We start from the raw sequence: 25,067 nt of genomic DNA on the forward strand, positions 1-25,067 counted from the left end.
CTATCCCGGCTGAAGCGCCGCCTCGACCAGACGCTTGGCATCCGGCCCCGACCATTCGGCCGGGCCATTCATATGGGCGATCAGGCAGCCTTGCCCATCGATCAGCATGGTGACCGGCAGACCGAGCGCCAGGCCGCGCGTCTTGACGTCGTTGAACAGCGCCATCGTGGCATCGCGATAGTAGCCGAGCGACTTGACGCCGGTGTCCTCCAGGAACTTCTTCGGTTTGGCATCGTCGCCGGCATCGACGTTGACGGCAACAACCTGAAACGCATCGCTGCCCATCTCCTTCTGCAGCGCATCGAGCGCGGGCATTTCGGCGCGGCAAGGTGCGCACCATGTCGCCCACAGATTGAGCAGCACCGTCTTGCCGGCATGATCGGCGATCGTCGTCGGCTTGCCGTCGGGGCCGTTGAAGGCAAGGCTTTTCAGCGATTGCGGCGGATCCGCCGGCAAAAGCGCGGCAACCTGGCCGGTGGCAGCGGCGGCGATCTTCTTGGCACGGTCGGTCTTGGCGGCGCAGGCGACGTCGTCCTTGCCGCCGCCGGCGGCCACTTGCGCGGGCGCCTTGTTGCCAGAACTGCTTTCCCTGACATATACCGCGACCGCGCCGGCCAGCACGCCCGCAACCAAAGCGGCGAGGATGAGACGCAAAGCCGGGAAAAATCTATTGCCGTCTGCCATTTTTCAAAAACTGCTCCGGAGCACGGGTTATAGCGATGAACGACAAGAAGGCCAGCAACCAGATGTGGGGCGGACGTTTTGCCTCGGGTCCGGCCGCAATCATGGAAGCGATCAACGCATCGATCTCGTTCGACCGCAAACTCTATGCGCAGGATATTCGCGGCTCGATCGCCCATAGCCAGATGCTGGCGCAAACGGGCATTATTTCGGCGGCCGACCAAAAAAAAATCGCTCACGGGCTGAACACGATCCTGGCAGAGATCGAGGCTGGTACATTTGAGTTTTCGACCAGGCTGGAAGACATCCACATGAATGTCGAGGCCCGTCTGGCCGAGCTGATCGGCCCCGCCGCTGGCCGCCTGCATACCGCCCGGTCGCGCAACGACCAGGTGGCGGTCGACCTCAGGCTGTGGGTCAAGGACGAGTGCTTTCGCGTCACCGAGGCGCTGAAGGGCCTGATCACGGCGTTCCTGGATCGGGCCGAGGAGCATGCGGCAACGGTGATGCCGGGCTTCACCCACATGCAGGCGGCGCAGCCGGTGACCTTCGGCCACCACTGCATGGCTTATGTCGAGATGTTTGCACGCGACCTGTCGCGCGTCCGCGATGCGATTGAGCGGATGGATGAAAGCCCGCTCGGCGCCGCCGCCCTCGCCGGCACCAGCTTTCCCATCGACCGGCACCAGACGGCGAAGGCGCTTGGCTTCCGCGAGCCGATGCGCAATTCGCTCGACAGTGTTTCGGACCGCGATTTCGCGCTCGAGTTCCTGGGCTTGGCGGCGATCTGCGCGACGCATCTGTCGCGGCTGGCCGAAGAGATCATCATCTGGTCGACGCCGCAATTCGGCTTCGTCAGGCTATCGGATAGTTTCTCGACGGGTTCGTCGATCATGCCGCAGAAGAAGAACCCGGACGCTGCCGAACTGGTGCGCGGCAAGACCGGCCGCGTCACCGGCCATCTCGTCGGCCTGCTGACGGTGATGAAGGGCATGCCGCTGACCTATGGCAAGGACATGCAGGAAGACAAGGAATCCGTCTTCGACGCGGCCGAGACGCTCGACCTGATGCTGGCGGCGATGACCGGCATGGTGCGCGATATGACGGTGAACACTGCCGCGATGAAGAATGCGGCCGGCGCCGGCTATTCGACTGCGACCGACCTCGCCGACTGGCTGGTGCGCACGCTCGGCCTGCCGTTCCGCGAGGCGCACCATATCACTGGTCGGGCGGTGGCGCTGGCCGAGGAGAAGAAGGTCGGGCTCGACAGGCTTTCGCTGGAGGATCTGCAGTCCATTCACCCCGGTATCGGCGCCGACGTGTTTTCGGTTCTTGCCGTGCAGAATTCTGTAAAGAGCCGCACGAGCTTCGGCGGCACCGCGCCGTCCGAGGTGCGCAAGCAGATCCGCTACTGGAAAAAGCGGCTCGCCAAGGCGTAAGACGCGGGGTGCAATGGCCGCAAAACTCGGCTAGAAGCGGCTGCGGGCAACAGTTTCGGACGGATGGCACGATGACCAGAAGCAGGATTTTGGTGACGCTGACGCTGCTGGCGGCAATGGCCACCGTTGCGGCCTGCGGCAGGAAGGCTGCGCTCGACACGCCGTACGCGGCAGCCGTGCAGGCCCGCAAGGACGCCGAGAAGGCCAAGCAACCCTTGCCGCCGGAGCCGGAAAAACCTGTCGAGGACAAGAAATTCATCCTCGACCCGCTGCTCTGATTTCGGACCAATCTCGTGAACCATTTCGACTACCGCGACGGCGCGCTGCATGCCGAGGACGTGGCGATATCAGACATCGCCGCCAGCGTCGGCACGCCGTTCTACTGTTATTCGACGGCGACGCTGACCAGGCATTTTCGCGTCTTCACCGAGGCCTTTGCCGGGCTCGATGCTCTCGTCTGCTATGCCATGAAGGCGAATTCCAACCAGGCCGTGCTGAGGGTGCTGGCAAGGCTCGGCGCCGGCGCCGACGTGGTCTCGGAGGGCGAATTGCGCCGCGCTTTGGCGGCCGGCATCCCGGCAAGCAAGATCCTGTTTTCGGGCGTCGGCAAGACCGCGCGCGAAATGGATTCTGCGCTCTCGGCCGGCATTCTCTGTTTCAACGTCGAATCCGAACCGGAGCTGGAGCTGCTGTCGGCCCGCGCCACCGCGCTGGGCAAGATCGCGCCGATCTCGCTGCGCATCAATCCGGATGTCGACGCCAGGACGCACAAGAAGATTTCGACTGGGAAGGCCGAGAACAAGTTCGGCATTCCGTGGCAGCATGCGCGGAAGGTCTATGCGCGCGCGGCTGAGCTGCCGGGCATCAAGGTCACCGGCATAGACACCCATATCGGCAGCCAGATCACCGAATTGCAGCCCTTCGACGACGCCTTTGCGCTGCTGGTGGAGCTGGTCGGCGCCTTGCGCTCCGACGGTCATGCCATCGAGCACATCGATGTCGGCGGCGGCCTTGGCATTCCCTACCGCGTCGACAACAACCCGCCGCCTTTGCCCGATGCCTATGCCCGGATCGTCAGGAAACATGTTGCCAAACTTGGGCTGAAGGTAATGTTCGAGCCAGGCCGGCTGATCGTCGGGAATGCCGGCATCCTGGTGTCGGAAGTAATCTTCGTGAAGGAGGGCGACGCCAAGAACTTCCTCATCGTCGACGCCGCGATGAACGACCTGATCCGGCCGACGCTTTACGACGCTTTTCACGACATCAAGCCGGTGGCGCAGCAGCCGGCCGCTGCACCACGCATGAAGGTCGACGTCGTCGGCCCGGTTTGCGAGACCGGCGACTATCTCGGGCTCGACCGTGACCTGCCCCGGCTGAAATCCGGCGACCTGATCGCTGTCTCCACCGCCGGCGCCTATGGCGCCGTTCAGGCCGGCACCTACAATACCAGGCTGCTGGTACCGGAAGTGCTGGTCGACGGCGACCGCTTCCACGTTGTGCGTCCGCGCCAGACCTATGACGAGCTGATCGGACTGGACTCGGTGCCGGACTGGTTGGAGTAGAACTCTGCAGCTACAGCCGGTGCTGAATGAGCGCCCTGATTTCGGCGATTCTGTCCTCATTCCGGCGATAGAATATCCACTGCTTGATGCGCTTGCTGCGCAAAAGCCCTGCCTGGGTGAGCACGCGCATATGCTCGCTGAGCGTAGCCTGGGTGATCCCCAGCCTCTCCGCCATCAGCAGCGCGCAGACGCCGTCCTCGACCAGATCGCCGTCCGTCTGCGGCGGAAAATGCGCCCGCGGGTCCTTGAGCCAATCGAGGATCTGGAGCCTGCGCTCGTTGGCAATCGCTTTGAAAACGTCGACCTCTTGCATTTAGGCACTTTGCCAAGTTACTAAGTAATGTCAACTCTGGGAGTGAAAGCATGCTGCACGGCCACACGATCACACGCGAGCGCATTGCGGCGATAGAACCCCGCATCCGGCCCTTCGTGCGCCACACGCCGGTGCTGCGCGTCGACATGGCCGATTTCGGCCGCCCGCCTCTGCCTGTCGACCTGAAGCTTGAGTGCTTGCAGCATTCCGGCTCGTTCAAGGCACGTGGTGCGTTCACCAATCTCCTCGAACGGCCGGTTCCTGCGGCCGGCGTCGTCGCCGCGTCGGGCGGCAACCACGGTGCCGCCGTCGCCTATGCCGCCATGCGGCTCGGCCACAAGGCGACCATCTTTGTTCCCGAAGTGAGCCCGCAGGCCAAGCTGGACCGCATCCGCGGCTACGGCGCCGAGTTGATCGTCGGCGGCGCCCGTTATGCCGAGGCGCTGGCCGCCAGCGAGAGCTTCGCCGAAAGATCCGGCGCGCTGCAGATCCACGCCTTCAACCAGGAGGAGACGCTGGTCGGGCAAGGCACGCTCGGCCTCGAGATCGAGGCCGACCTGCCGAAGCTCGACACCCTGCTGGTCGCCGTCGGCGGCGGCGGGCTGGTCGGCGGCATCGCTGCCTGGTTTTCCGGCCGCATCAGGATAATCGCGGTCGAGCCGGAGGGTGCGCCGACGCTTCATCGCGCCTTCGAGGCGGGCCGACCCGTCGACGCGCCGGCTGAGGGCATCGCCGCCGATTCGCTCGCGCCAAAGCGTGTCGGCGAAATGATGTTTCCTATCGCCGAGGCATTCGTCGAGCGCTCGATCCTGGTCGGCGACGACGACATTATCGCCGCCCAGGCGGCGCTGTGGGACCGCGTGCGAATCATCTCCGAGCCGGGCGGTGCGGCCGCCTTCGCGGCGCTCCTGTCCGGCCGCTACGCACCGGCTGCAGGCGAGCGCGTTGCCGTACTGGTCTGCGGCGCAAACGCCAATCCGGCGAAATTCTGACAATATCCGGGGCATTATTGTTCACGTTTTGGGGAACCGCCTCGCCTTCGCCGTGTTTGTTGGTATCCTTAGGGCGATGTGCATCCGCTTGGACGCACGGAGTACGCGCTAAGATTTTAGGTCTTCGCATCGTGCTTCCCGAAAATCGACTTTTCGGGCCCATGCGATAGATTCTTGAGGCCTGGGCTATCCCGCCCGGCCAGGAAGGGCCGATGACACAACGACCCATTTTCACCAGCGATCGCAGTCTGGCCAGGCGCCTTGCCTTGAGCCGGCTGGGGACGCAGGTCTCGATAATCGTCGAACGCGGCTGGCCATTGCTGCTGCCACTGATCATCGTCGCCAGCCTGTTCCTCAGCATTTCGTGGCTCGGCCTGTTCCCATTTTTGCCCGATCTGGCGCGGATCGGTCTTATCACGGCATTCGGCGTCGCAGCGCTTGCCGCACTCTATCCACTGCGTTTCTTCCGCACGCCATCCAGTGCCGAGGTCGACCGCCGCATCGAGGCGGCCAACCGATTGCTGCACAGCCCGGTGCAGGTCCAGACCGATCGCCCGAGCGGCAAGGAAAGCATTTTTTCGCAAGCCCTGTGGCGCGAGCATCAGCGGCGCATGGCGGACCGGCTGGGCGAGCTTGGCGGCGACGTGCCGCGCACACGCGTGCCGGAACGCGACCCGTGGGCGCTGCGCGCCGTTGCCGCGCTTTTGTTGGTCACTGCCTTTGCCTTCTCCTTTGGGCCATCGGGCGGCAGGCTGAGCGACGGTTTTGTTGCCCGTGCCGCCCGCGACGTCGTGCCGCCGCGCATTGATGCCTGGGTGACGCCGCCGGCCTATACCGGCAGGCCGCCGGTATTCCTGAACGCCCCGGTCCTGGCCAACAACGCCACTCAAGCGCCGCCGACCTTCACGGTTCCGGAGGGCAGCGATGTGTCGCTGCGCGTCACCGGCGGTTCGGGCGAGGAAACGCTGAGCTACGCCGACACCGGCGGCAACACCCGCGCCATCGATCCGACCGGGCCGCAAGCCGCCAAGACTGAGGCAAGTCCGGCACCGCCTTCCACCGTGCGCCAGTTCAGCGGCAAGTTAACGGCCGACGGCACGCTGACGCTGCAGTCCAGCGACGGCGAGCTCGGCCGCTGGGCCTTCGCCATAATTCCCGACAAGCCGCCGCAGATCCGCTTTGTCGGCGAGCCGAAGCGCGCCGTCAACGGCGCCTTCGAACTCAACTACCAGATCGACGACGACTATGGCGCGGCCTCCGCCAAGGCGGTTTTCGCATTGGCCGATCCGCAAGTGCCCAACGCGCATCCGCTCTATGGCCCGCCGGAAATGCCGCTGACGTTGCCGCGCCGCGGCGGCAAGGCCAATGCCGCTAAGACGACGAAGGACCTGACCGACCATGTCTGGGCAGGTGGCAACGTCAAGCTGTCGCTTGTCGCCACCGACGGTGCCGGACACACGGCGACCAGCGAAACCAAGACGCTGGTGATGCCGGAGCGGCCATTCTCCAACCCGTTGGCGCGGGCTGTGGTCGAGCAGCGCCGCATACTGGCGCTCGACGCCTATGCCAAGGACCGCGTGCTCGACCTGATGGATGCAATCACGCTCAGGCCGGAAGACACGTTCGACAACATGGCGCACTACCTCGCCATCATGAGCGCCCGCACCCGGCTGAAGATGGCAGACAGCGACGACCAGTTGCGCGACGAGGTCGCTTACCTCTGGGAGATCGCGCTCGGCATTGAGGAAGGCAATCTGTCGGCGGCCGAGAAGCGGCTGCGCCAAGCGCAGCAGGCGCTGCAGGATGCGATCAAGAACGGCGCCAGCGACCAAGAGATCGAGAAGGCGATGAAGGAACTGCGCGAGGCGATGAACCAGTTCCTGCAGGAATTCGCGGCGCGGGCGCAGCAGAATCCGAATGCGCCACAGATGCAGCAGAACGGCCAGGAACTGCGCCAGAGCGACATCGACCGCATGATGGACCAGATCGAGAACCTGGCGAAATCCGGCAATCGCGACCAGGCGCAGCAATTGCTGTCGGAGCTGCAGGATATGATGAACAATCTGCAGGCAGGCCGCCAGCAACAGGGCGGTCAGCAGGACAGCGAGATGCGCCAGCAGATGGACAAGCTGGGCGAAATCATGCGGCGCCAGCAGGAGATGATGAACGACACTTTCCGCATGGACCAGATGCAGCGCGGCCAGCAACAGCGCGGGCAGAACCGCGACGAGCAGCTCGGCGAGAACAGTGAGCCAGGCCCGATGGGCGAAGAGGGCAAGCCCGGCCCAGGTGACGACCGCGATCCCCTCGGCCGGCCGAACCCGATGACGCCGCAGGAATTTGCTGACGCGCTGAAGCAATTGCAGGAAGGCCAGGGCAGGCTGCAGAGCGAGCTCGATCAATTGAGGAAGAGCCTCGAAGGCATGGGCCTCGACCCCAATGAGGGGTTTGGCGAGGCCGGCAAATCCATGGGCAATGCCGAACAGGCGCTCGGCGAGGGCGAAGGCGACCAGGCCGTCGGTCACCAGGGCCGCGCATTGGAAGCCTTGCGCAGGGGCGCCAAGGACATGATGAAGCAACTGCAGGCGATGCAAGGCGACCAGGGCGGCAACGGCCAGGGCGGACGCCAGCAGAATGCCGACCGTGACCCGCTCGGGCGGCCTCGCACCAGCGAGGGTCCCGACGACGGAAGTTCGGTGAGAGTGCCCGACGAGATCGACGTGCAGCGTGCCCGCCAGATCCTCGAAGCGATCCGCAAGCGGCTCGGCAACGCACTCAGCCCCGATATCGAGCGCAGCTATCTGGAGCGGTTGCTGGAGCTGAAGTAAGGCTGCCTGTATTCGGAAGATCGCCGCGCGCAGTCCGTGGTGGCCGCCAGCGCCGAGCTGAGTGGCATGCTTTAACGGTTGGTGAAAGCCTCGCGGATCGCCTCTTCCATGCCGTCGATTGCCTCGCCGGAAGCGTTCGCATTGCGCCGCAGCACCACGTTCGAGGAATCGATGTCGCCGAACCCGTCGGCGGCCGTAAGCTCGCGGCAGCCGGCCGGGATGTTGCTGCGCGAGATCGGCGCAATCGCCAATCCGGAGGTGACGGCGAGCCGCAGGCCGCCATTGGTATCGCTGGTGTAGGCGACACGATAGGCGAGACCGCGCTGTTCCAGCGACTTTATGGCGAAATCCTTGCACCAACCGGCACGGTTGTAGAGCGCGATCGGCACCGGCCGCTCCTCATGCATGTGATGCAGCTCCGACGTCACCCATACGGTCGGGTCATGCATCAGCACCTCACCGCCTGACAGATCCTGCCATTCGAACACCACCGCCAGATCGAGCTCGCCGGCGGCGAGCGCCGCGATTTGCGCACCGGAATGCGCGTAGCGGACGGTGATGTCGACCTGAGGATGGCGCTTGGCAAAGACGCCGAGTGCCCGCGACAGGATCGCGTGGCCATATTCCTCCGGGATACCGATGCGCACCGGCCCGCCAAGCGGCGCCGCGACCATCGATGCCGCCGTCTCGTCGAGCAGTGAAACGATACGCCTGGCGTTGGCGATGAGTTCGCCGCCGCGCTGCGTCAACGCTACACCGCGCGACCCGCGCTCGAACAGGCTGTCGCCGATCATGCCTTCGAGCCTCTTCATCTGCATCGAGACTGCCGACTGGGTGCGGCCGGCCCGCTCCGCCGCTTTGGTGAAATTGCCGGTGTCGGCGACCGCCACGAAGGTGCGCAACAGGTCGCTGTCGAGATTGGGTCGCATGTGCCCGCCATAAGAAAATCTGATTGCTGGCATCATTCCAATTCGTTTGCAACATGTCAAACGGCGGACGATAGTCGCCTTACCCATTGGATATGCGGCCGCGAAATCGGCTGCGGACCAATCAAAAGTCCTCACTCGTACCCGCTGCCCGAAACGGTGGCGGGTTCTTTTTACCCGGATGCAGGCCTGCTTTCGGCCGCGCACGCGGGAGACAGGAGCGCCTATGCAGAATCGGCTTGTGCTCGGCATCCTCAGCCTCTGTCTCGGCGTGCTGGTCTTTTCGCTGCAGGACCCGCTGGTCAAGGCGGTGTCGAGCCACTATCCAGTCACCGAGGTGATGGCGATCCGCTCGATCGTCGCCCTGCCGATCCTGGTTTTCCTCGTCCACGCCGATGTCGGATTGCAGGCGATCCTGTCGAAGCGGTTCGGCATGCTGACGATGCGCGCCTTCATCCAGTTCACCTCCTACACGGCCTACTATCTGGCAATCGCCGCCCTGCCGCTGGCTGACGCGGTGGCGCTCTATTTCATGGCGCCGCTGTTCATCATGGCGCTGGCCGGCCCCTATCTCGGCGAACGCGTGTCCTGGCAGGCGCTCGCCACCGTCCTGGTCGGCATGCTCGGCGTGCTGGTCATGGTGCGCCCGGGCGCCGGCTTGTTCGACTGGGCAGCGCTGCTGTCGCTAGGTTCGGCTCTGCTCTACGGTTTCTCGCAGCTGATGGCACGCAAGATCGGCGACACCGAATCCTCGACTGTCATGGCGTTCTATCAGAACGGCGCCTATCTGGTCGGCGCCGCCTTGGTGGCGGCATTGTTTTGGCTGGCAGGCATTGACCACGCCGTGCATCCGAGCCTCGAATTCCTCGTCCGGCCATGGGTCTGGCCGGCGACGCCGGACCTCCTCAAGATGGGGGCATGCGGCTTCGTTGCCTCGGCCGGCATGATCCTGTTGTCGCAGGCCTACCGGCTGGCGCCCGCCAACAGCGTCGCCACCTTCGAATACACCGGTATCATCTGGTCGCCGCTATGGGGTTTTCTGTTCTTTGCCGAGGTGCCGCGACCAGCGACGGCGGCCGGCGCAGCCCTCATCATCGGCGCCGGGCTTTTTGCGCTCAATGCCGGCCGGCACCGGAGCGGCGTGCCAGCCAATACGGCGACCTGCGACCCTGCCTGAAGGCGGTCGGCCTTGGACTTAGGCGAAGCAGGCGAGCGCCTGTTCGACGCGGGCGCGGATTTCAGCCAGCGTGAACGGCTTTTGCACGACGTCGAGAATAATGCCGTCCAATTCGTCGGCGCGCTCGCGCTGGTCGGCATAGCCGGTCATCAGCATGATCTTCATCGCCGGGAACAGCGCCGCTGCCGCCTTGGCCATCTCGATGCCGTCCATCTCCGGCATGCGGATGTCGGACAGCACAAGGTCATAGCTCCCTTGCGCCGCCCGGATCAGAGAAAGGCCGTGTGCGCCGTCCGCGGCGACAGTGACATTATGCCCGGCGCGCTCGAGCGCGCGAGCGGCGAGAGTGCGGACGGATTCATCGTCCTCGACGATCAGGAGATTTGCCATGGGCAGGATATTTGGCGAGGAAAAGTTGATGTTTCCTGAAAGCCAGGAAGGCCATGAGGCCTTTTCAAAATTCGCTCCGCCGAGTCATATGACGTGGTTTTCGAGACCCGGAGCGGACGTTCGAGTCCGTGAGCACCGGAAGCGCAGAAAACCGCGTCAGATGACCGCCGGAGTAGAATTTTCAAAAGGCCTCAGGCGTCGCCCTTGACGATGCCGACGAACGGCAATTCGCGAAACGCGTGGGCGACGTCCATGCCATAACCGACGACGAAATAATCGGGGCAGTCGAAGCCGACATAGTCGGCGTTGAGCGTGGTCTGGCGGCGCATGCGCTTGTCGAGCAGCACGGCGATGGCACAGCTCCTCGCGCCGCGCGACAGCATGAGGTCGCGGGTGAAACTCAGCGTCTTGCCGGATTCCAGAATGTCGTCGATCAAAAGCACATCGCGGCCGGCGACCTCGTTGTCGATGTCGCGCAGCACCCTCACCTCACCGCTGGTCGTGCCGGCGCCATAGCTGGAGATGAAGATGAACTCGACCTCCGGCGACAGGCCGACATCGTGCATGGCACGGATAAGATCGGCGGCGAAGATGAACGATCCCTTCAGCACCGAGATTACCAGAAGGTCGTGGTAGTCGTGCCCGGCGATCTCCTTGGCAAGTTCCAGGTTCCGCCGCGCGATGGCGGACGCCGAAAACAGGACTTCGATGTCCTTGCCGCGCACAACTGGCATTGGCTGCCCTTCCAGAAATGATCGCCTTTGTAGGCGAAGCCGACCGAAACGGTCTTCAACCCGTTTCTAGGCATGTCGTGCCGTCTGGCAAGGCCAAATCTTTCGCAGAGCGCCCGCGAACGGTCGGATGTCCCAGCGCGTCGCGAATCGTTTATCTGGTGACCTGTTGATTTTCTGGCGCCGTTCTAACGAACCAGCGCATGGCCGCCCGAAATCCAGAAGGCGGCAAAGACGGCACCGACGCCGACAATCCAGAAGATCGGCCCACCATGCACCCACAACGGCCGTTCGACGGCGGTTTCGGGCTTGCGCAACATGTCCATGCCTTCGATCGAAGGCATGGAAATCATGCGCGCAGGCGGCGGCGCAAAGTCTTGACGTGCAAAATGGCGGGGCAGCACCTCATAGTCGGCATCGATGACCTCGGCGGTCACGTCGCGCATGATGCGTTCCGGCTCGGCGGCCGGATCGGTCATGATTTCGCCGGAAACCGGGCGCGCGGTTCGATCCTCAGCCATCATGGCCCAATACTACCGCACCTGTTCGCTGTTCGTTTCTTTCGGGTAAACGGAAATGGTTAACGCTTCCCCACCGGAACCCCTGTGACTCGCTCGAAAAGCCCCCAAATTAACCGTCGGTTAACCATGCCGGCCGATGGTCTTTCCACAGAAAGGGCTGGCATCTTGCCGCCGAGAATTTCAGGTCGTCGAAAGTGATCCGCTTCGAAAATGTCGGCCTCCGCTATGGCATGGGTCCGGAGATTCTCCGCGACATCTCCTTGCACATTCCGGAGCGCTCCTTTCAGTTCCTGAGCGGACCTTCAGGCGCCGGCAAGACGACGTTGCTGCGGCTTTTGTTCATGTCGCTGAAGCCGACGCGCGGCCTGATCACCATTTTCGGCAAGGACCGCTCGCGCATCTCGCGCACCGAATTGCCGCATCTGAGACGTCGCATCGGCGTGGTGTTCCAGGATTTTCGCCTGCTCGACCATATGACCACCTACGAGAACGTGGCATTGCCGCTGCGCGTGCGCGGCCGCGAGGAGGCGACCTATCGCACTGACGTCACCGAGCTGCTGAAATGGGTCGGCCTCGGCGAGCGCATGCATGTACTGCCACCGGTGCTGTCTGGCGGCGAGAAGCAGCGCGCCGCCATTGCCCGGGCGTTGATCGAGCAGCCCGAGATCCTGCTCGCCGACGAGCCGACCGGCAATGTCGACCCGCCGCTGGCGCGACGCTTGCTGCGGTTGTTCATCGAGCTCAACCGGCTGGGCACCGCCGTGGTGATCGCCACACACGACCTCGGCCTGATGGAACAGGTGGACGCACGGCGAATGATCCTGGCCGGCGGAAGGCTGGACATCTATGACTGAGCTCTCCGTCGAACATTTCGAGGGTCAGGACTCCGCGGCGGCAAAGCCCCGCGTCCAGCGCAAAATGGCGCCGATCGTGCCGGCGCAGAACATCGCCGGCCGGGCGCTGGTGCTGGTCATCGCCATCATGACGTTTCTGTCCTGTCTGACGTTTGGCGCCGTCACGCTGGTGCGTGACACCGCCTCCGTCTGGGAGAACCAGATCTCGCGCGAGGCGACCATCCAGATCAAGCCGGTCGACGGCCTCGACATGGAGGCCGCACTTGCGCTGGCCTCGCAGATCGCCGGCGAATTCCCTGGCGTGAAAAGCGCCCGGATCGTCGACCGCGAAGCGACGGCCCGGCTGCTCGAGCCTTGGCTGGGCTCGGGCCTGAACATCGATGAGCTGCCGGTGCCGCGCTTGATCATCATCACCATCGACGAGAATAGTCCGCCCGATTTCGCCGCACTGCGCGCGGCGATCACGCCGAAGCTGCCGAGTGCCTCGCTCGACGATCATCGCACCTGGGTCGACCGGCTGGTTGCCATGGCCCGCACCACGGTAACGATCGGTATTGCAGTGCTGGCGCTGATGCTGTCGGCGACGGTGCTGACCGTGGTATTCGCAACGCGCGGCGCCATGGCCGGCAATGGCCACATCATCGAGGTGCTGCATTTTGTCGGCGCCGAGGCGCGCTTCATCGCGCGCGAATTCCGCCGGCATTTTCTGGTCACCGGCATGAAGGGCGCCGCGGCAGGCGGCGCCGCGGCGATCCTGGTCTTCATCGTCTTCTCCTGGTGGTCGTCACGCAACATGGCAACGCCGCAGGCCGACCAGGCGACCGCCCTGTTCGGCAATTTCGCCATCGGCTCGGCGGGTTATCTCGGGGTCGCTGTCATGGTGCTGGTGATCGGCGCGCTGACGGCGGCAACCTCCCATTTCACCGTGGTTACCTATCTCAGCGACATCGACATTCGCCAGCCGGACGCCGGCTAAAGGAAAGATCGATCACGGATGAAAACGCATCGTCACGAAAATTGCATTTTTTTCCTACCAAAGGCCGTATTTCGGGATTAACCATTTCATGATGGACGTTCGGGACTCGACCGATACCGCTGGATGCATGCCAGTGCTGGTTGCGCGCCCGCCTGTATTCGCCGAGCCTGATGAATTTGCCAAGCCGGATCAGTTCGCCGAACGTGGGCGGCTGCTGGCAGCCCGCTCCTTGCGCATCTCGGCTCTCCTTCTGCTCGCCTTTATGGCGCTGTTTGTCGCCGGCTTCGGCTGGTTCGCCAATACCGTCAGCCGCCTGACTACGCCCGCCAATCCGGCAAGGGCCGACGCTATCATCGTGCTGACCGGCGGCCAGTCGCGCCTCGACGCTGCGATGGGCTTGCTTGCGTTAGGCAAGGGCGAGCGGCTGCTGATTAGCGGCGTCCATCCCTCCGCCAGCCGCCGCCAGCTTCAGGCCGCGACCGGCGGCGACAAGAGGCTGTTTTCCTGCTGCGTCGACATCGACCGCGCCGCGCTCGACACGATCGGCAATGCCGAGGAAAGTGCCAAATGGGTCGAGGACCATGCCTACGGCACCGTCATTCTCGTCACCAACAATTATCACATGCCGCGCAGCCTGCTGGAAATGGGCCGGCTGCTGCACGGCGCCAGGCTCGAACCCTATCCGGTGGTCAACACCAACCTCGAGAATGGCGGCTGGCTGACCAAGCCGGAAGCGCTGCGCGTGCTGTTCACCGAATATAACAAATACCTGCTGGCGCTGGCGCGCGGCATCATGCCGGTGAAGCAATCGCCCAACGGCGTCACGCTGGCCGACGCCGCGGGCGGAAACTGAACGGCACCGGCACTTTTATTCCCTAGCTCTTATTCCCTGGCTGCAGCATCTGATCGCAAGCGTGCGATCTCCTGTTCGAGCCGTTCGATGCGCTTGTCGCGTTCGCCCAGCGCCGCCGCCACGTCGGCCGCTTCGAAACGCTGCGGGATGTGCTGCGAGCAATTTGAATCCCAAGCCGAAACCGTAAACAGGATAACCTGCTCGGGTCGCGCCTTATAGTCTTGCGGCATCAGCTTTGCCGTCAGCTCGGCATCGCCCTCGACGACGCGCGCCCTGCCCCAGATCTTGATGCGCTGCCGGTGCGCATAATCGATCAGGAATAGGAAAGCCTGTGGGTTGTCGCTGAGGTTGCCCTGGGTGATGAACTGCCTGTTGCCGGAAAAATCGGCAAAGCCGATCGTCCGTTCGTCGAGCACCGTGAGGAAACCGGCAGGCCCGCCGCGATGCTGGATGTAAGGCTGCCCGTCCGCATTGGCGGTCGACAGAAAGACGCTGGTCTGCGCCTCGATGAAGGCGGCGAGATCGGGCGTGATTGCCGCCTGCCAGCCGCCACGCTCCTCGACACGGGCATAGGCCTGGCGCGAGCCCTTGCGCGCCTGAATCGCCTTCACCGTCGGGGTGAAAGCAACATCGCTGGTGTGAGCGTTCATGGAAGCCTCCTCAAGCGCCAAGCTGCGCTGTATTGCTAGTCAGGAAATAGGTCCTTCCATCTTCGAGATGCAGATGCCATATCTGCAATCTATCCTTCCGTTTTTCGGGAGGGCAAATTTTCGGGAGAGCTATGGATCGCCTCCAGTCCATGTCGCTTTTCGTTGCCGCGGCGGAGACAGGCAGCCTCTCGGCTGCCGGGCGCCGCTTCGGCATTCCGCTGACGACGGTCAGCCGCAAGGTTTCGGACCTGGAAAAGCATTTGAAGACACGGCTGTTGAACCGCTCGGCGCGGCAGCTGTCGCTGACCGATGCAGGCCATGCCTATCTCGCCGCCTGTCGTCGCATTCTCGACGAGGTCGGCGAGGCCGAGCGAATAGCCGCCGGCGAATACAATGCCCCGACCGGCGAACTCATCGTCACTGCGCCGATCGTCTTCGGCCGCCTGCATGTGCTGCCGGTCGTCACCAGCTTCCTCTCCGTCTATCCTGAGGTAGGTGTGCGGCTGACACTCGCCGACCGGATAACCCAGTTGGTCGAAGAGCACATCGACCTCGCCATCCGCATCGGCGAGCTTGCCGATTCGAGCCTGATCGCCACCCGCCTGGGTTCAATCCGCCGCGTCGTTTGCGCGAGCCCGGCCTATCTCGCCGAGCACGGCACACCGAAAACGCCGCAGGAGCTTGCAGCACACAGTGCCATCACCTTCGAAGGGCTCACCGCCGCAGCCTGGAGCTTCGCCACCGGCAAGACCGAATTCAGCGTGCCGATCCGCTCCAGGTTACGGGTCAACACGGCTGAGGCAGCGATCGATGCGGCGATTGCCGGCGTCGGCGTGACGAGGCTGCTTTCCTACCAGATCGCCGCCGCAGTCCGGTCGGGTACGCTGCGCCCGGTGCTGCAAGAGTTTGAGCCAGACCCATGGCCGGTGAGCCTCGTCCATGCCGGCCAGGGGCTACTGCCGGTGAAGCTGCGCGCATTCCTCGACTTCGCCGCCCCGCGCCTGAGACAGCGCCTGCTGCAGGCCGCATGGGAAACGTGACGAAGACGGCCCTCGCAAGGCCGGGCCGATCGCCCGCCTCGCAGCGTTTCCTTTTTGCGGGCGCTTGGTGTAACCAACGCACACCTCCTCACCGGGCACTTGCTGTATGCTGTATTTCCGCTCGCTGGCGTTCAATCTCGCCTTCTACCTCAATTTGATCGTCCAGATGATCCTCTGGACCCCGTATTATTTCCTGTCGCCACGCCATCGCGCCTGGTTCGTGCCGAAATTCTGGTCGCGCACCAGCATGTGGCTCTACGACAAGATCGCCGGCACCAGAAGTGAGATCACCGGCCGGGAAAACCTGCCTGGCGGCTCCTTCATCCTGGCGCCGAAGCACCAGTCCTTCTGGGACACGATCGCTTTCCTGCCTTATCTCGACGATCCCGTTTACATATTGAAACGGGAGCTGACCTGGATCCCGTTCTTCGGCTGGTACATTTTGAAGATGCGGATGATTCCGGTCGACCGCGGCAGCCGCTCGAAGGCATTGAAGACGGTGATCGCCGCGACCAAACAGGAATTGGCGCGCAATCCGCGCCAGCTGATCATCTACCCCGAGGGCACCCGCCGGGCGCCGGGCGACGAGCCGGTCTATAAATACGGCATCGTCGAACTCTACGCGCAACTTGGCATTCCGGTGGTGCCGGTCGCCCACGTTGCCGGTCTCTATTGGCCGCGCCGCAAATTCCTTCGCTATCCTGGCACGATCAAGGCGCGCTTCCTGCCACCGATCCCGCCCGGCCTCGGCAAGGACGAATTCATGCAACGGCTGATCGGCGAGACGGAGGCCGCCTGCGACCAGCTTCTCGTCGAGGCGGCACAGACGCCGAACCCGCCGCCGATGCCGCCGACGGCAATGAAACGGCTTGGTGAGCTCGATGCGAAACCTGAATTGAAAGGCTGAGACACCCGCCGCGCATGCCAGAAAGGCTCACGGCAAGGTAGCCAGGGCGGCTGTTGCAACCAGCGTCACGGCAAACACCAGATTGATGATCCGCGACGCCAGCGGTTTGCGCAGCAAATGTGCAAAAGCCGCGCCGGCGAGAAGCCACAAGAGATGAATGGCAGCAATCATCAAGGCGAGGACCGCCAGCTTGGCTGAAATAGCAAGACCGCCGGCGCCAGGAGACGCGCCGGCGAACACGGCGGCAATCGCCACATAGGCTTTCGGATTGGCAACGGCCAGAAGGAACCCGCCCAGGAAAGTGGGAGGTGCCGCTCCACCAATGCGTGCCGCCAGCGGCGGCGCCGTCGCTATCTTCAACGCCAGATAGAGGATGTAGGCTGCTGACGCGACCGCCAACAGCGCTGCGAGCTTCGGCAGCGCGGTGAGAACGGCCATGATGCCCGTCGCCACCACCAAAAGCACGAGAGCCGTCCCGACAACGATTCCCGAGGCATAGCGCAGCGAACCGCGCAGGCCGAACGCGGCGCCGGTCGCGGTGACGCTTATCGTCGCCGGCCCCGGGCTGCCCATGACGATGGCCGACGCCAACACAAGCGCCAGCAATCGCTGCCATAGCTGCTGATCGAGAAGACCCTGTCCGGCCATGCGGCGTCCCTGCATCCTGTGATGAGGCAGGGACGGTAGGGCAAGGCAGCGGCGCCGGTCTTGAACGATCGTGCGCGGCTACGCGCTGGCCTTGTCGAGCTCGGCGATATCGTCCGGGCTGAGCTGCAACGACGCGGCACGCACCAGGCTGTCGAGCTGGTCGAGCGTCGTCGCGCTGGCGATCGGGGCGGTGACGCCGGGCCGCGCCATGACCCAGGCAAGCGCCACTTCCGCCGGCTTGGCCGAATGTCTGGCCGACACCGCGTCGAGCGCTGAGAGAATGCGCATGCCGCGGGTGTTGAGATAGCCTTTCACACCGCCACCGCGCGGACTTTTGCCGAGGTCGGCCTCGCTCCGGTACTTGCCGCTCAGAAACCCCTTGGCAAGGCTGAAATAGGTGATGACGCCGATGTCCTCGGCCGCGCAGAGATCGCGCAGCGGACCATCGAAGGACGAGCGGTCGTAGAGGTTGTATTCCGGCTGCAGCACCTCGTAGCGCGGCAGGCCGCGCAGGCTTGCTACGTCAAGTGCGGCCCGCAACTGGGCGGCGTCGAGGTTGGAAGCGCCGGCATAACGGATTTTGCCCTTGTCGAGCAGTTTCTGGTAAGAGCCGAGCGTTTCCTCATAAGGGGTCGCCGGGTCGGGCCAGTGCGACAGATAGAGATCGACGCTATCGACCTGCAGCCTCTTCAGCGAAGCATCGATGGCCTTTTCGATATAGGCGGCGGACAGGTCCCTCTTGCCCTGTCCCATATCCGAACCGACCTTGGTGATGACGACAACCTTGTCGCGGTTACCACGGCTCTTCATCCATCGGCCGATGATGGTTTCGGATTCGCCGCCTTGGTGGCCGGCAATCCAGCGCGAATAGGAATCGGCCGTGTCGATGGCGTTGAAACCGGCGTCGACAAAGCGGTCGAGCAAGTCGAACGAGGTTTTCTCATCGGCGGTCCAGCCGAACACATTGCCGCCCAGAACCAATGGCGCGATGGATAGGTCGGTGCGACCGAGACGACGTTTCTGCAAGGCTGATCTCCATGGTGATTCATGCTGGGGCGGATGGGAGCCGCCAATCGGGCTAACCTATGTCGCGCCGTGGCGACGTCAAACGCATAGCCTCTTTTCCAGCCCGCCCGCGCTTCACAAAGCCGCGACCCGCCGCGCCGTGTCCGGCCCCAAGGCGCTGGTCCCGGGGCATCCAAACCAGCAGCCTCTGAAGAAACGATCTGGCAAGTTTGGCACATAGATTGTCAAATCTGCCAATTCAGACCTTTGCCGGCCGGCCATAGGTTCCGCCGCGCCGACGCAAGTCTCGGCACGGTCTGGCCGGGGCTCAGACTGTTGGCCTCGGATCGTTTGTTATGGAGACCGGCATGAAAGCAATTGTATTTGACGCCATCGGTTCGCCGCGCGACGTGCTCTATGTGGATGACCTGCCGATGCCACGGATCAGCGACGGCGAGGTGCTGGTCAGGATGGTCTCGGCCTCGATCAATCCGGGCGACTTCCTGTTTATCCAGAACCTCTATCCCGAACCGAAGAAGCCGCATTTTCCCCGGCAGATCGCCGGAAACCATGGCGCCGGCATCGTCGAAGCCGTTGGCGCGAACGTCGGGTTGGAACCGGGGATGCTTGTCGCGTTCAGCTATTATGGCAGCTGGGCCGAGTACGCCGCCATTCCCGCCGAATGGCTGATCCCGTTGCCTGCCGGCTATCCTGTCGAACGCGCCGGGCAGATGCCCAACGACGCGGCATCAACGTCATCGCGCTTGTGCGGCGCTCGCACCAAAGCTTCGATCTGAAGACGCTTGGCGCCGCCGCCATTCTTGACCTTTCGGACTTGAAGGCAGGTATCCGGGAAGCGGTGATGGATATCACCGGCGGCGCCGGATTGAATGGGATTATCGACAATGTCGGCGGACCTGTCAGCGGCGAATTGATCCGCACCCTGGCGCGCTCGGCGGGCAGATGGTGATCAATGGCGGAATGAGTGCCGAGCGCTTCGAACTGCACAATTTCGACGTGTTGCTGAGCGGCGTCGAGATCAGGGCGAATATCTATCGCTATTTCTTTTCGCCGCCGGCCGAAGCCGACCGGCCTGTGCTATGCGAGATTATCGACACATTCGGCCAGCCCGGCTTCCACGTTCCTGTCGGCGGTCTCCACGCGCTGACCGAGTTCAAGCTTGCCGTGGCAAACAGCCTGGATCGCGCCGATCTTGGAAAACAGATTTTCAGGATGTAGCCCGCGTCAAGGCACCGAAGCTACGTCGCGATCCGTCTCGTCACGTCTTCCAGCCAGTGGTCGCTTATACCCAGTGCTTCGAGGTGCTCCAGCGTGCTGAGCACGTAATCCTCATTCCTCCCCGATTGGCCGACGGCGCCGCGAACGACGGCCGCCGCCTCGGCCGGGTCGAGCGCACCGGCATATTGCTCATGGCTGCGGTCCACGACATAGGCGACGGCGTCGACCGTCTTGCCCCTATCCGTTTCACCCTTGTCGAGGCGAACGCTGAGCACACGTTCGAGATAGACGTTGGTGACCAGCTCGCGTTCGCGCAGATAGGTAATGACCTCGTTGCGCAGCTCGCCTGGAACCCGGAACGCCAGCCCGATGCAGGAGCCTCCGCGGTCGAGGCCGAGCACCAGGCCCGGCCGTTCGCGCGTGCCGCGATGCACGAAAGAATAGACGCAGAGCGAACGGCGGTAGCCATGCAGGCGGGCGCGCCGCGTCTCGACATGTGCGAATCCCGGTCGCCAGATCAGTGAGCCGTAGCCAAAAACCCAAAAATCGCCCATATCGCCAAGCCTGATTGTGACGACCACCTCACCGGTGGTGTTTCAGTCCGTCTACCTGTTGGTGCCGCAAGCGACAGCCCGCCCGTGCCACCCCGCGTTAACGAAAGCCGCAGCATGACGTCAAGTGACGAGCGCCCGCCGCCCAGCCAACGTCGCCGCCTGTTGTGGCTTGCCGCTTTCATCCTCGTGCTGTTCGGCATCTACAGCGCCGGCTGGTTCTACCTGGCGGACCTGGTCGAGAGCGCCACCAAAAAGGCGGTCGCCGATCTCGACGACAAAGGCATCAAGGCCGACTGCGCCAATCTCGCGGTCAGCGGCTATCCCTTCAGCTTCACCGTTTCCTGCGACAGCCTGGCTTACGAGGACGACAGCCGCAACGTCGCGGCATCGACAGGCAAGATCAACGCCGCCACGCAGATCACCCGGCTTCTGTCGCCTGCCGCCGAGCTCAGGGGGCCGCTCAGGACCTCTGTTCCCGGCATGACCCCGCTCTGGATCGACTGGGATGATCTGCGGGCCGACATGAAGCTGTCCTGGCCGCTGCCGAGGCGCCTCTCGCTGCAGGCAGAAGGCCTGTCCGGCCAGACCGATCCGGCAGACGACACCGATCCCGTCTCGCTGTTCAGCGCCGGAACCGCCACCGGACAATTGCGCCCAAACGGCCCGGACATCGACTATGCCGGCAATTTCACCGATCTTGAAATCGACGCGGCGGCCATCGGCGGGCGCGTCTTGCCGCCGCTCGACGGCAGCGGCGACGTGACGCTGAAGAACGGCCTGACACTGATCAAGGCAAATCCGACGAGCCTGCGCGGCCAGGCGGCCGAAATCCACGAGCTCGATCTGTCGTCCGGAACTGCGCGCATCACCGTTTCCGGACCGCTGTCGGTCGATGACGACGGTCTCATAAATGCCGACCTGACGATCAGGCTCAATGATCCAAAGGCCGTGGCGGCAATCCTCGCCACCGCCATCCCCGAGCAGAAGAAAGAGATCCAGACCGGCTTTGCCGGACTGGCGCTGCTCGGCAACCAGCCGTCGATGCCGCTGAAGATCGTCAGGGGCAAGGCCTCGCTCGGCTTCATCCCGCTCGGCAAGATCAAGCCGCTCGACTAGAGCAATCCCAGGAAAAGTGTGAAACGGTTTTCCGTCCGGAATTGCGCAAAACAAAGAGATAGAGCCGTTCGGCGTTTCTGTGAAACGATGAACCGCTCTAAGCCGGGCCGGCCTGCGATCGGCCTGCCGCGGCTTATCCCTTCGGCGGGTGTTCGACTGCCTGGCGACCGAAATCCGGTACATCGATGTCCTGGCCGGCCTCGATGATCGAGCGGCGGACAGCGCGGGTCCGGGTGAACAGGTCAAACAGTTTTTCGCCGTCGCCCCAGCGGATCGCCCGCTGCAGCGAGGACAGATCCTCGGAAAACCGCGCCAGCATTTCGAGAATGGCGTCCTTGTTGTGCAGGCAGACGTCGCGCCACATGGTCGGGTCGGACGCCGCGAGACGAGTGAAGTCGCGAAAGCCGGAAGCCGAGTATTTGATGACCTCGGACTTGGTCACCGACTCCAGATCGTCGGCGGTACCGACGATGTTGTAAGCGATGATATGCGGCAGGTGCGAAACGATGGCCAGCGTCATGTCGTGATGCTGCGGGTCCATCGTGTCGATGTTGGAGCCGCAGCGGCGCCAGAATTCCGAGAGCTTTTCCAGTGCTGCGGGATCGGTACCGGGCAGCGGCGTGAAAATGCACCAGCGGTTCTCGAACAGTTCGGCAAAACCGGCGTCCGGTCCCGATTTTTCGGTGCCGGCCAAAGGATGGCCGGGGATGAAGTGCACGCCATCAGGCACATGCGGCTGCATCTGCGCGATCACCGATGCCTTGGTCGAGCCGACATCGGTGAGGATGGCGCCCTTCTTCAGCGCCGGCGCGATCTCCGCGGCGACCGTGCCTGAAGAGCCGACCGGCACCGAAACGATAACCAGATCAGCATCGCGAACCGCCTCTTTCGCATCCGTCGTATAGGTGTCGCCAAGGCCGAGTTGGCTCGCCCGTGCCAGCGTCGCTTCGCTGCGCGTCGAAATCGCGATTTGGCCGGCGAGCCCCTCGCGGCGGATGACGCGGGCCAGCGACGAGCCGATCAGGCCGATGCCGACCAGCGCGATTTTTTCGAACATCGGTGATGTCATGGTGTTCTAGCTTTTCAGGAATGTCGCGAGTGCTGCGACAACGCCGCGATTGGCCTCTTCGGTGCCGATGCTCATGCGCAGCGCGTTCGGAAAACCGTAGCCGGAAACGCGCCGCAATATGTAGCCGCGCGCACTGAGGTAGTCGTCGGCGGCCGCCGCCGAATGCTTTTTGTCCTCGGGAAAGTGGATAAGGATGAAATTGCCGACGCTCGGTGTCACCCGCAGCCCGAGCCCGCTTAGTTGCTCGCTCAGCCAGGCCAGCCAGGTCTCGTTGTGCGCGACGCTGCGTTCGATATGGGCGCGGTCGTGGATCGCCGCGATGCCGGCCTCGATTGCCGTCGCATTGACGTTGAAGGGTCCCCGCACGCGGTTGATCGCGTCGATGACGTGCATTGGCGCATACATCCAGCCGATCCGCGCCCCGCCCAGGCCCAATTTGGAGAAAGTGCGGGTCATGACCACGTTTTCCGCGCTGCCCACCAACTCGACGCCGGCTTCATAATCGTTGCGCCGGACATATTCGGCGTAAGCTGCATCCAGCACCAGAAGCACGTTTCGCGGCAGGCCGGCATGCAGGCGGCGCACCTCCTGGAACGGCACGTAGGTGCCGGTTGGATTGTTTGGATTGGCAAGGAAGATGATCCGGGTAGCCGGCGTCACCGCGGCGAGGATCGCATCGATGTCGGCGCGTTCATCGGTCTCCTTGACCGTTACCGGGACGGCACCGGCCGACTGTATGTAGATCTTGTAGACCATGAAGCCGTGTTCGGTGATGATGGCTTCGTCGCCGGGTGCGAGGTAGGTCTGCGCCAGCAGGCCCAGAATCTCGTCGGAGCCGTTGGAGCAGACGATGTTCGCCGGGTTGAGCCCGTGCACCTCGGCGATCGCTTCCCTCAGGCGCCTGGCGCTGCCGTCGGGATAGACCGCGAGCTTGTCGGCGACCGCGCGCGCGGCCTCTATCGCCTTTGGCGAAGGACCGAGCGGGTTCTCGTTCGCCGACAATTTATGGACCTTGGCGACACCTTCAGGCGCCGCGCTCTTGCCGGGCACATAGGCTTCGATGTCCATGATGCCGGCGCGGGGCCTTGGACGTGTCTGATCCGGTGTCTGGCTCATTTCATGAAATCCGTCGAGAGTGCCTCCATCCGGAAGCCGCAGCGGAAATACAAGCCGTGGCCCGGAATGTCGAGGGCCGGCAATTCGGGATCAAGAACTTGCCGTTGACGAAGCCATGCGCGAGTCATAGAAGAACGGCTACAGTTCCGTGGTGATTTGGCCGGTCGGCTTGCAGCCACGTTAAACAACTTGCTAAAGGGCCGTTTGCATCTTGTAACCGGCTTTGCGAAGGCATGGCCGGTTTTTTGTTGCCCAGACCGGTGGACAACTGAAGGCCGGGCAAGGAGATGTGATGGTCGCTTTGCGCGCTCGAAAAACCAACAACGAGGCCGACCAGCCGTCGAGCCCGGTGTTGCGTTTCGGCGCCGACAAGCCGCTCAAGCTCGACGCCGGCACGCTGCTGTCGCCGTTCCAGATCGCCTACCAGACCTATGGCACGCTCAACGACGCGCGCTCCAACGCCATCCTCGTCTGCCATGCGCTGACCGGCGACCAGCACGTCGCCAACACCAATCCGGTGACCGGCAAGCCGGGCTGGTGGGAAGTGCTGATCGGTCCCGGCAAGATCATCGATACCGACCGTTTCTTCGTCATCTCGTCAAACGTCATCGGCGGCTGTCTCGGCTCCACCGGCCCCGCCTCGACCAATCCCGCCACCGCCAAGCCCTACGGGCTCGACCTGCCGATCATCACCATCCGCGACATGGTGCGGGCGCAGCTGATGCTGGTCGAGCATTTCGGCATCGAACAGCTGTTCAGCGTGCTTGGCGGCTCGATGGGCGGCATGCAGGTGCTGCAATGGGCCTCCAGCTATCCGGAGCGCGTCTTCTCGGCGCTGCCGATCGCCACCGGCGCCCGCCATTCCTCGCAGAACATCGCTTTCCACGAGGTCGGCAGGCAGGCGGTGATGGCCGACCCGGACTGGCATGGCGGCAAGTATTTCGAGCACGGCAAGCGGCCGGAAAAGGGGCTGGCGGTGGCGCGCATGGCCGCCCACATCACCTATCTGTCGGAAGCAGCGCTGCACCGCAAGTTCGGCCGCAACCTGCAGGACCGCGAAGCCCTGACCTTCGGTTTCGATGCCGACTTCCAGATCGAGAGCTATCTGCGCCATCAGGGCATGACCTTCGTCGATCGCTTCGATGCCAACTCCTATCTCTACATGACACGGGCGATGGATTATTTCGATCTCGCCGCCGACCATGGCGGCCGGTTGGCCGATGCCTTCGCCGGCACCAAGACGCGCTTCTGCCTGGTTTCGTTCACCAGCGACTGGCTGTTCCCGACCGAGGAGAGCCGCTCGGTCGTGCACGCGCTGAACGCGGCCGGCGCTTCGGTCTCGTTCGTCGAGATCGAGACCGACCGCGGCCACGACGCCTTCCTGCTCGACGAGCCCGAACTGTTCGCCGCCATCAAAGGCTTCATCGCCTCGGCCGCCCGGGCAAGAGGGCTTGGCGCATGACCCCGAAAGGTTGCAGGC

Annotated in this window: 27 protein-coding genes and 1 riboswitch; of the genes, 15 read left to right on the plus strand and 12 right to left on the minus strand. The window is 63.6% G+C overall.

Annotated features, from left to right (window positions below):
• On the minus strand, nucleotides 1–684 hold the full coding sequence (gene tlpA, locus NKJ81_RS08575; protein ID WP_023677933.1) for a thiol:disulfide interchange protein TlpA: 684 nt from the start codon (nucleotides 682–684) through the stop codon (nucleotides 1–3).
• 35 nt (nucleotides 685–719) lie between these two features.
• Between tlpA and argH the strand changes: the two genes are divergently transcribed.
• The 3 genes from argH to lysA all read left to right on the plus strand — a co-directional run bounded on the left by argH (nucleotide 720) and on the right by lysA (nucleotide 3,682).
• Nucleotides 720–2,120: an argininosuccinate lyase gene (argH, locus tag NKJ81_RS08580; RefSeq protein ID WP_352540187.1), complete on the plus strand. Its 1,401-nt coding sequence runs from the start codon at nucleotides 720–722 to the stop codon at nucleotides 2,118–2,120.
• 71 nt (nucleotides 2,121–2,191) lie between these two features.
• On the plus strand, nucleotides 2,192–2,398 hold the full coding sequence (gene lptM, locus NKJ81_RS08585; RefSeq protein ID WP_352540188.1) for an LPS translocon maturation chaperone LptM: 207 nt from the start codon (nucleotides 2,192–2,194) through the stop codon (nucleotides 2,396–2,398).
• A 15-nt stretch (nucleotides 2,399–2,413) separates the two neighbouring features.
• Nucleotides 2,414–3,682, plus strand: coding sequence for a diaminopimelate decarboxylase (lysA, locus tag NKJ81_RS08590; RefSeq protein WP_352540189.1), 1,269 nt, complete (start codon nucleotides 2,414–2,416; stop codon nucleotides 3,680–3,682).
• 10 nt (nucleotides 3,683–3,692) lie between these two features.
• Here lysA and NKJ81_RS08595 read toward each other — a convergent pair whose 3' ends face one another.
• Nucleotides 3,693–3,995 carry an ArsR/SmtB family transcription factor gene (locus NKJ81_RS08595; RefSeq protein ID WP_352471409.1) on the minus strand — a complete coding sequence of 101 codons (303 nt, stop codon included), beginning with the start codon at nucleotides 3,993–3,995 and terminating at the stop codon, nucleotides 3,693–3,695.
• Between the two features lie 50 nt (nucleotides 3,996–4,045).
• Between NKJ81_RS08595 and NKJ81_RS08600 the strand changes: the two genes are divergently transcribed.
• Both NKJ81_RS08600 and NKJ81_RS08605 read left to right on the plus strand, forming a co-directional pair.
• Entirely contained in the window at nucleotides 4,046–4,987 is a 942-nt protein-coding gene (locus NKJ81_RS08600) for a threonine/serine dehydratase (protein ID WP_352540190.1), read from the plus strand.
• Between the two features lie 212 nt (nucleotides 4,988–5,199).
• Nucleotides 5,200–7,815, plus strand: coding sequence for a TIGR02302 family protein (locus NKJ81_RS08605; RefSeq protein ID WP_352540191.1), 2,616 nt, complete (start codon nucleotides 5,200–5,202; stop codon nucleotides 7,813–7,815).
• A gap of 71 nt (nucleotides 7,816–7,886) precedes the next feature.
• On the opposite strand, the gene NKJ81_RS08610 is transcribed toward NKJ81_RS08605, so the two are convergent.
• On the minus strand, nucleotides 7,887–8,744 hold the full coding sequence (locus NKJ81_RS08610; RefSeq protein ID WP_352471415.1) for a LysR substrate-binding domain-containing protein: 858 nt from the start codon (nucleotides 8,742–8,744) through the stop codon (nucleotides 7,887–7,889).
• Between the two features lie 223 nt (nucleotides 8,745–8,967).
• Between NKJ81_RS08610 and NKJ81_RS08615 the strand changes: the two genes are divergently transcribed.
• Complete coding sequence (locus NKJ81_RS08615) at nucleotides 8,968–9,918, plus strand: DMT family transporter (RefSeq protein ID WP_352471417.1); 951 nt, start codon at nucleotides 8,968–8,970, stop codon at nucleotides 9,916–9,918.
• Between the two features lie 18 nt (nucleotides 9,919–9,936).
• Here NKJ81_RS08615 and NKJ81_RS08620 read toward each other — a convergent pair whose 3' ends face one another.
• From NKJ81_RS08620 to NKJ81_RS08630, 3 genes are all read right to left on the minus strand, one after another.
• Nucleotides 9,937–10,308 (minus strand): response regulator, encoded by a 372-nt coding sequence (locus tag NKJ81_RS08620; protein ID WP_352540192.1) that lies wholly within the window; start codon nucleotides 10,306–10,308, stop codon nucleotides 9,937–9,939.
• Between the two features lie 191 nt (nucleotides 10,309–10,499).
• The gene (hpt, locus tag NKJ81_RS08625; protein ID WP_254816654.1) at nucleotides 10,500–11,042 is read right to left on the minus strand and encodes a hypoxanthine phosphoribosyltransferase; all 543 of its coding nucleotides are present in this window, start codon (nucleotides 11,040–11,042) and stop codon (nucleotides 10,500–10,502) included.
• A 185-nt stretch (nucleotides 11,043–11,227) separates the two neighbouring features.
• Nucleotides 11,228–11,518: a hypothetical protein gene (locus NKJ81_RS08630; RefSeq protein WP_352540193.1), complete on the minus strand. Its 291-nt coding sequence runs from the start codon at nucleotides 11,516–11,518 to the stop codon at nucleotides 11,228–11,230.
• A gap of 236 nt (nucleotides 11,519–11,754) precedes the next feature.
• Here NKJ81_RS08630 and ftsE point away from each other — a divergent pair, with 236 nt between their 5' ends.
• From ftsE to NKJ81_RS08645, 3 genes are all read left to right on the plus strand, one after another.
• Nucleotides 11,755–12,414, plus strand: coding sequence for a cell division ATP-binding protein FtsE (ftsE, locus tag NKJ81_RS08635; RefSeq protein ID WP_023677923.1), 660 nt, complete (start codon nucleotides 11,755–11,757; stop codon nucleotides 12,412–12,414).
• Nucleotides 12,407–13,390 carry a cell division protein FtsX gene (locus NKJ81_RS08640; protein WP_352540194.1) on the plus strand — a complete coding sequence of 328 codons (984 nt, stop codon included), beginning with the start codon at nucleotides 12,407–12,409 and terminating at the stop codon, nucleotides 13,388–13,390. Before ftsE ends, NKJ81_RS08640 begins: the two co-directional genes overlap by 8 nt.
• Before the next feature lie 262 nt (nucleotides 13,391–13,652).
• Nucleotides 13,653–14,243, plus strand: a complete 591-nt coding sequence (locus tag NKJ81_RS08645) for a YdcF family protein (protein ID WP_502898855.1) — start codon at nucleotides 13,653–13,655, stop codon at nucleotides 14,241–14,243.
• A 29-nt stretch (nucleotides 14,244–14,272) separates the two neighbouring features.
• On the opposite strand, the gene NKJ81_RS08650 is transcribed toward NKJ81_RS08645, so the two are convergent.
• A complete protein-coding gene (locus tag NKJ81_RS08650; protein ID WP_352540196.1) occupies nucleotides 14,273–14,893 on the minus strand; it encodes a pyridoxamine 5'-phosphate oxidase family protein in 621 nt (206 codons plus the stop codon).
• 131 nt (nucleotides 14,894–15,024) lie between these two features.
• Between NKJ81_RS08650 and NKJ81_RS08655 the strand changes: the two genes are divergently transcribed.
• Nucleotides 15,025–15,933, plus strand: a complete 909-nt coding sequence (locus NKJ81_RS08655) for a LysR family transcriptional regulator (protein WP_352540197.1) — start codon at nucleotides 15,025–15,027, stop codon at nucleotides 15,931–15,933.
• A 106-nt stretch (nucleotides 15,934–16,039) separates the two neighbouring features.
• Nucleotides 16,040–16,840 (plus strand): lysophospholipid acyltransferase family protein, encoded by an 801-nt coding sequence (locus NKJ81_RS08660; protein WP_352540198.1) that lies wholly within the window; start codon nucleotides 16,040–16,042, stop codon nucleotides 16,838–16,840.
• 27 nt (nucleotides 16,841–16,867) lie between these two features.
• On the opposite strand, the gene NKJ81_RS08665 is transcribed toward NKJ81_RS08660, so the two are convergent.
• Both NKJ81_RS08665 and NKJ81_RS08670 read right to left on the minus strand, forming a co-directional pair.
• Nucleotides 16,868–17,488: a LysE family translocator gene (locus tag NKJ81_RS08665; protein WP_352540199.1), complete on the minus strand. Its 621-nt coding sequence runs from the start codon at nucleotides 17,486–17,488 to the stop codon at nucleotides 16,868–16,870.
• Between the two features lie 78 nt (nucleotides 17,489–17,566).
• Entirely contained in the window at nucleotides 17,567–18,514 is a 948-nt protein-coding gene (locus NKJ81_RS08670; protein ID WP_352540200.1) for an aldo/keto reductase, read from the minus strand.
• Nucleotides 18,515–18,861: 347 nt separating this feature from the next.
• On the opposite strand from NKJ81_RS08670, the gene NKJ81_RS08675 reads away from it, so the two are divergent.
• Nucleotides 18,862–19,290 carry an alcohol dehydrogenase catalytic domain-containing protein gene (locus NKJ81_RS08675; RefSeq protein ID WP_352540201.1) on the plus strand — a complete coding sequence of 143 codons (429 nt, stop codon included), beginning with the start codon at nucleotides 18,862–18,864 and terminating at the stop codon, nucleotides 19,288–19,290.
• Between the two features lie 166 nt (nucleotides 19,291–19,456).
• On the plus strand, nucleotides 19,457–19,732 hold the full coding sequence (locus NKJ81_RS08680) for a hypothetical protein (RefSeq protein WP_352540202.1): 276 nt from the start codon (nucleotides 19,457–19,459) through the stop codon (nucleotides 19,730–19,732).
• Between the two features lie 20 nt (nucleotides 19,733–19,752).
• Here the strand turns inward: NKJ81_RS08680 and NKJ81_RS08685 are convergent, their stop codons facing one another.
• Nucleotides 19,753–20,286: a gamma-glutamylcyclotransferase gene (locus NKJ81_RS08685; RefSeq protein WP_352471431.1), complete on the minus strand. Its 534-nt coding sequence runs from the start codon at nucleotides 20,284–20,286 to the stop codon at nucleotides 19,753–19,755.
• 114 nt (nucleotides 20,287–20,400) lie between these two features.
• Here NKJ81_RS08685 and NKJ81_RS08690 point away from each other — a divergent pair, with 114 nt between their 5' ends.
• Nucleotides 20,401–21,402, plus strand: coding sequence for a DUF2125 domain-containing protein (locus tag NKJ81_RS08690; protein ID WP_352502688.1), 1,002 nt, complete (start codon nucleotides 20,401–20,403; stop codon nucleotides 21,400–21,402).
• A 133-nt stretch (nucleotides 21,403–21,535) separates the two neighbouring features.
• Here the strand turns inward: NKJ81_RS08690 and NKJ81_RS08695 are convergent, their stop codons facing one another.
• Together NKJ81_RS08695 and hisC are read right to left on the minus strand one after the other, a co-directional pair.
• Nucleotides 21,536–22,471 (minus strand): prephenate/arogenate dehydrogenase family protein, encoded by a 936-nt coding sequence (locus NKJ81_RS08695; RefSeq protein WP_352471433.1) that lies wholly within the window; start codon nucleotides 22,469–22,471, stop codon nucleotides 21,536–21,538.
• 6 nt (nucleotides 22,472–22,477) lie between these two features.
• Nucleotides 22,478–23,587: a histidinol-phosphate transaminase gene (hisC, locus tag NKJ81_RS08700; RefSeq protein ID WP_352540203.1), complete on the minus strand. Its 1,110-nt coding sequence runs from the start codon at nucleotides 23,585–23,587 to the stop codon at nucleotides 22,478–22,480.
• Between the two features lie 138 nt (nucleotides 23,588–23,725).
• Nucleotides 23,726–23,803: riboswitch (SAM riboswitch) on the plus strand.
• A gap of 76 nt (nucleotides 23,804–23,879) precedes the next feature.
• Between hisC and metX the strand changes: the two genes are divergently transcribed.
• Nucleotides 23,880–25,049, plus strand: a complete 1,170-nt coding sequence (metX, locus tag NKJ81_RS08705) for a homoserine O-acetyltransferase MetX (RefSeq protein ID WP_292661143.1) — start codon at nucleotides 23,880–23,882, stop codon at nucleotides 25,047–25,049.
• Nucleotides 25,050–25,067: the final 18 nt, after the last annotated feature.

The organism is Mesorhizobium sp. M0018 (assembly GCF_040323955.1).
GTDB lineage: Bacteria > Pseudomonadota > Alphaproteobacteria > Rhizobiales > Rhizobiaceae > Mesorhizobium.

Bases quoted from the DNA above. Each gene is read 5' to 3' on its own strand.
- NKJ81_RS08600 (WP_352540190.1), top strand. From the start codon at position 4,046: ATGCTGCACGGCCACACGATCACACGCGAGCGCATTGCGGCGATAGAA.
- NKJ81_RS08655 (WP_352540197.1), top strand. From the start codon at position 15,025: ATGGATCGCCTCCAGTCCATGTCGCTTTTCGTTGCCGCGGCGGAGACA.
- NKJ81_RS08690 (WP_352502688.1), top strand. From the start codon at position 20,401: ATGACGTCAAGTGACGAGCGCCCGCCGCCCAGCCAACGTCGCCGCCTG.
- NKJ81_RS08695 (WP_352471433.1), bottom strand. From the start codon at position 22,471: ATGACATCACCGATGTTCGAAAAAATCGCGCTGGTCGGCATCGGCCTG.
- NKJ81_RS08605 (WP_352540191.1), top strand. From the start codon at position 5,200: ATGACACAACGACCCATTTTCACCAGCGATCGCAGTCTGGCCAGGCGC.
- NKJ81_RS08595 (WP_352471409.1), bottom strand. From the start codon at position 3,995: ATGCAAGAGGTCGACGTTTTCAAAGCGATTGCCAACGAGCGCAGGCTC.
- NKJ81_RS08645 (WP_502898855.1), top strand. From the start codon at position 13,653: ATGGCGCTGTTTGTCGCCGGCTTCGGCTGGTTCGCCAATACCGTCAGC.
- NKJ81_RS08660 (WP_352540198.1), top strand. From the start codon at position 16,040: ATGCTGTATTTCCGCTCGCTGGCGTTCAATCTCGCCTTCTACCTCAAT.
- NKJ81_RS08675 (WP_352540201.1), top strand. From the start codon at position 18,862: ATGAAAGCAATTGTATTTGACGCCATCGGTTCGCCGCGCGACGTGCTC.
- tlpA (WP_023677933.1), bottom strand. From the start codon at position 684: ATGGCAGACGGCAATAGATTTTTCCCGGCTTTGCGTCTCATCCTCGCC.
- hisC (WP_352540203.1), bottom strand. From the start codon at position 23,587: ATGAGCCAGACACCGGATCAGACACGTCCAAGGCCCCGCGCCGGCATC.
- NKJ81_RS08615 (WP_352471417.1), top strand. From the start codon at position 8,968: ATGCAGAATCGGCTTGTGCTCGGCATCCTCAGCCTCTGTCTCGGCGTG.
- NKJ81_RS08630 (WP_352540193.1), bottom strand. From the start codon at position 11,518: ATGACCGATCCGGCCGCCGAGCCGGAACGCATCATGCGCGACGTGACC.
- argH (WP_352540187.1), top strand. From the start codon at position 720: ATGAACGACAAGAAGGCCAGCAACCAGATGTGGGGCGGACGTTTTGCC.
- NKJ81_RS08610 (WP_352471415.1), bottom strand. From the start codon at position 8,744: ATGCGACCCAATCTCGACAGCGACCTGTTGCGCACCTTCGTGGCGGTC.
- NKJ81_RS08640 (WP_352540194.1), top strand. From the start codon at position 12,407: ATGACTGAGCTCTCCGTCGAACATTTCGAGGGTCAGGACTCCGCGGCG.
- NKJ81_RS08685 (WP_352471431.1), bottom strand. From the start codon at position 20,286: ATGGGCGATTTTTGGGTTTTTGGCTACGGCTCACTGATCTGGCGACCG.
- metX (WP_292661143.1), top strand. From the start codon at position 23,880: ATGGTCGCTTTGCGCGCTCGAAAAACCAACAACGAGGCCGACCAGCCG.
- NKJ81_RS08665 (WP_352540199.1), bottom strand. From the start codon at position 17,488: ATGGCCGGACAGGGTCTTCTCGATCAGCAGCTATGGCAGCGATTGCTG.
- lptM (WP_352540188.1), top strand. From the start codon at position 2,192: ATGACCAGAAGCAGGATTTTGGTGACGCTGACGCTGCTGGCGGCAATG.
- NKJ81_RS08680 (WP_352540202.1), top strand. From the start codon at position 19,457: ATGGTGATCAATGGCGGAATGAGTGCCGAGCGCTTCGAACTGCACAAT.
- NKJ81_RS08620 (WP_352540192.1), bottom strand. From the start codon at position 10,308: ATGGCAAATCTCCTGATCGTCGAGGACGATGAATCCGTCCGCACTCTC.
- hpt (WP_254816654.1), bottom strand. From the start codon at position 11,042: ATGCCAGTTGTGCGCGGCAAGGACATCGAAGTCCTGTTTTCGGCGTCC.
- NKJ81_RS08650 (WP_352540196.1), bottom strand. From the start codon at position 14,893: ATGAACGCTCACACCAGCGATGTTGCTTTCACCCCGACGGTGAAGGCG.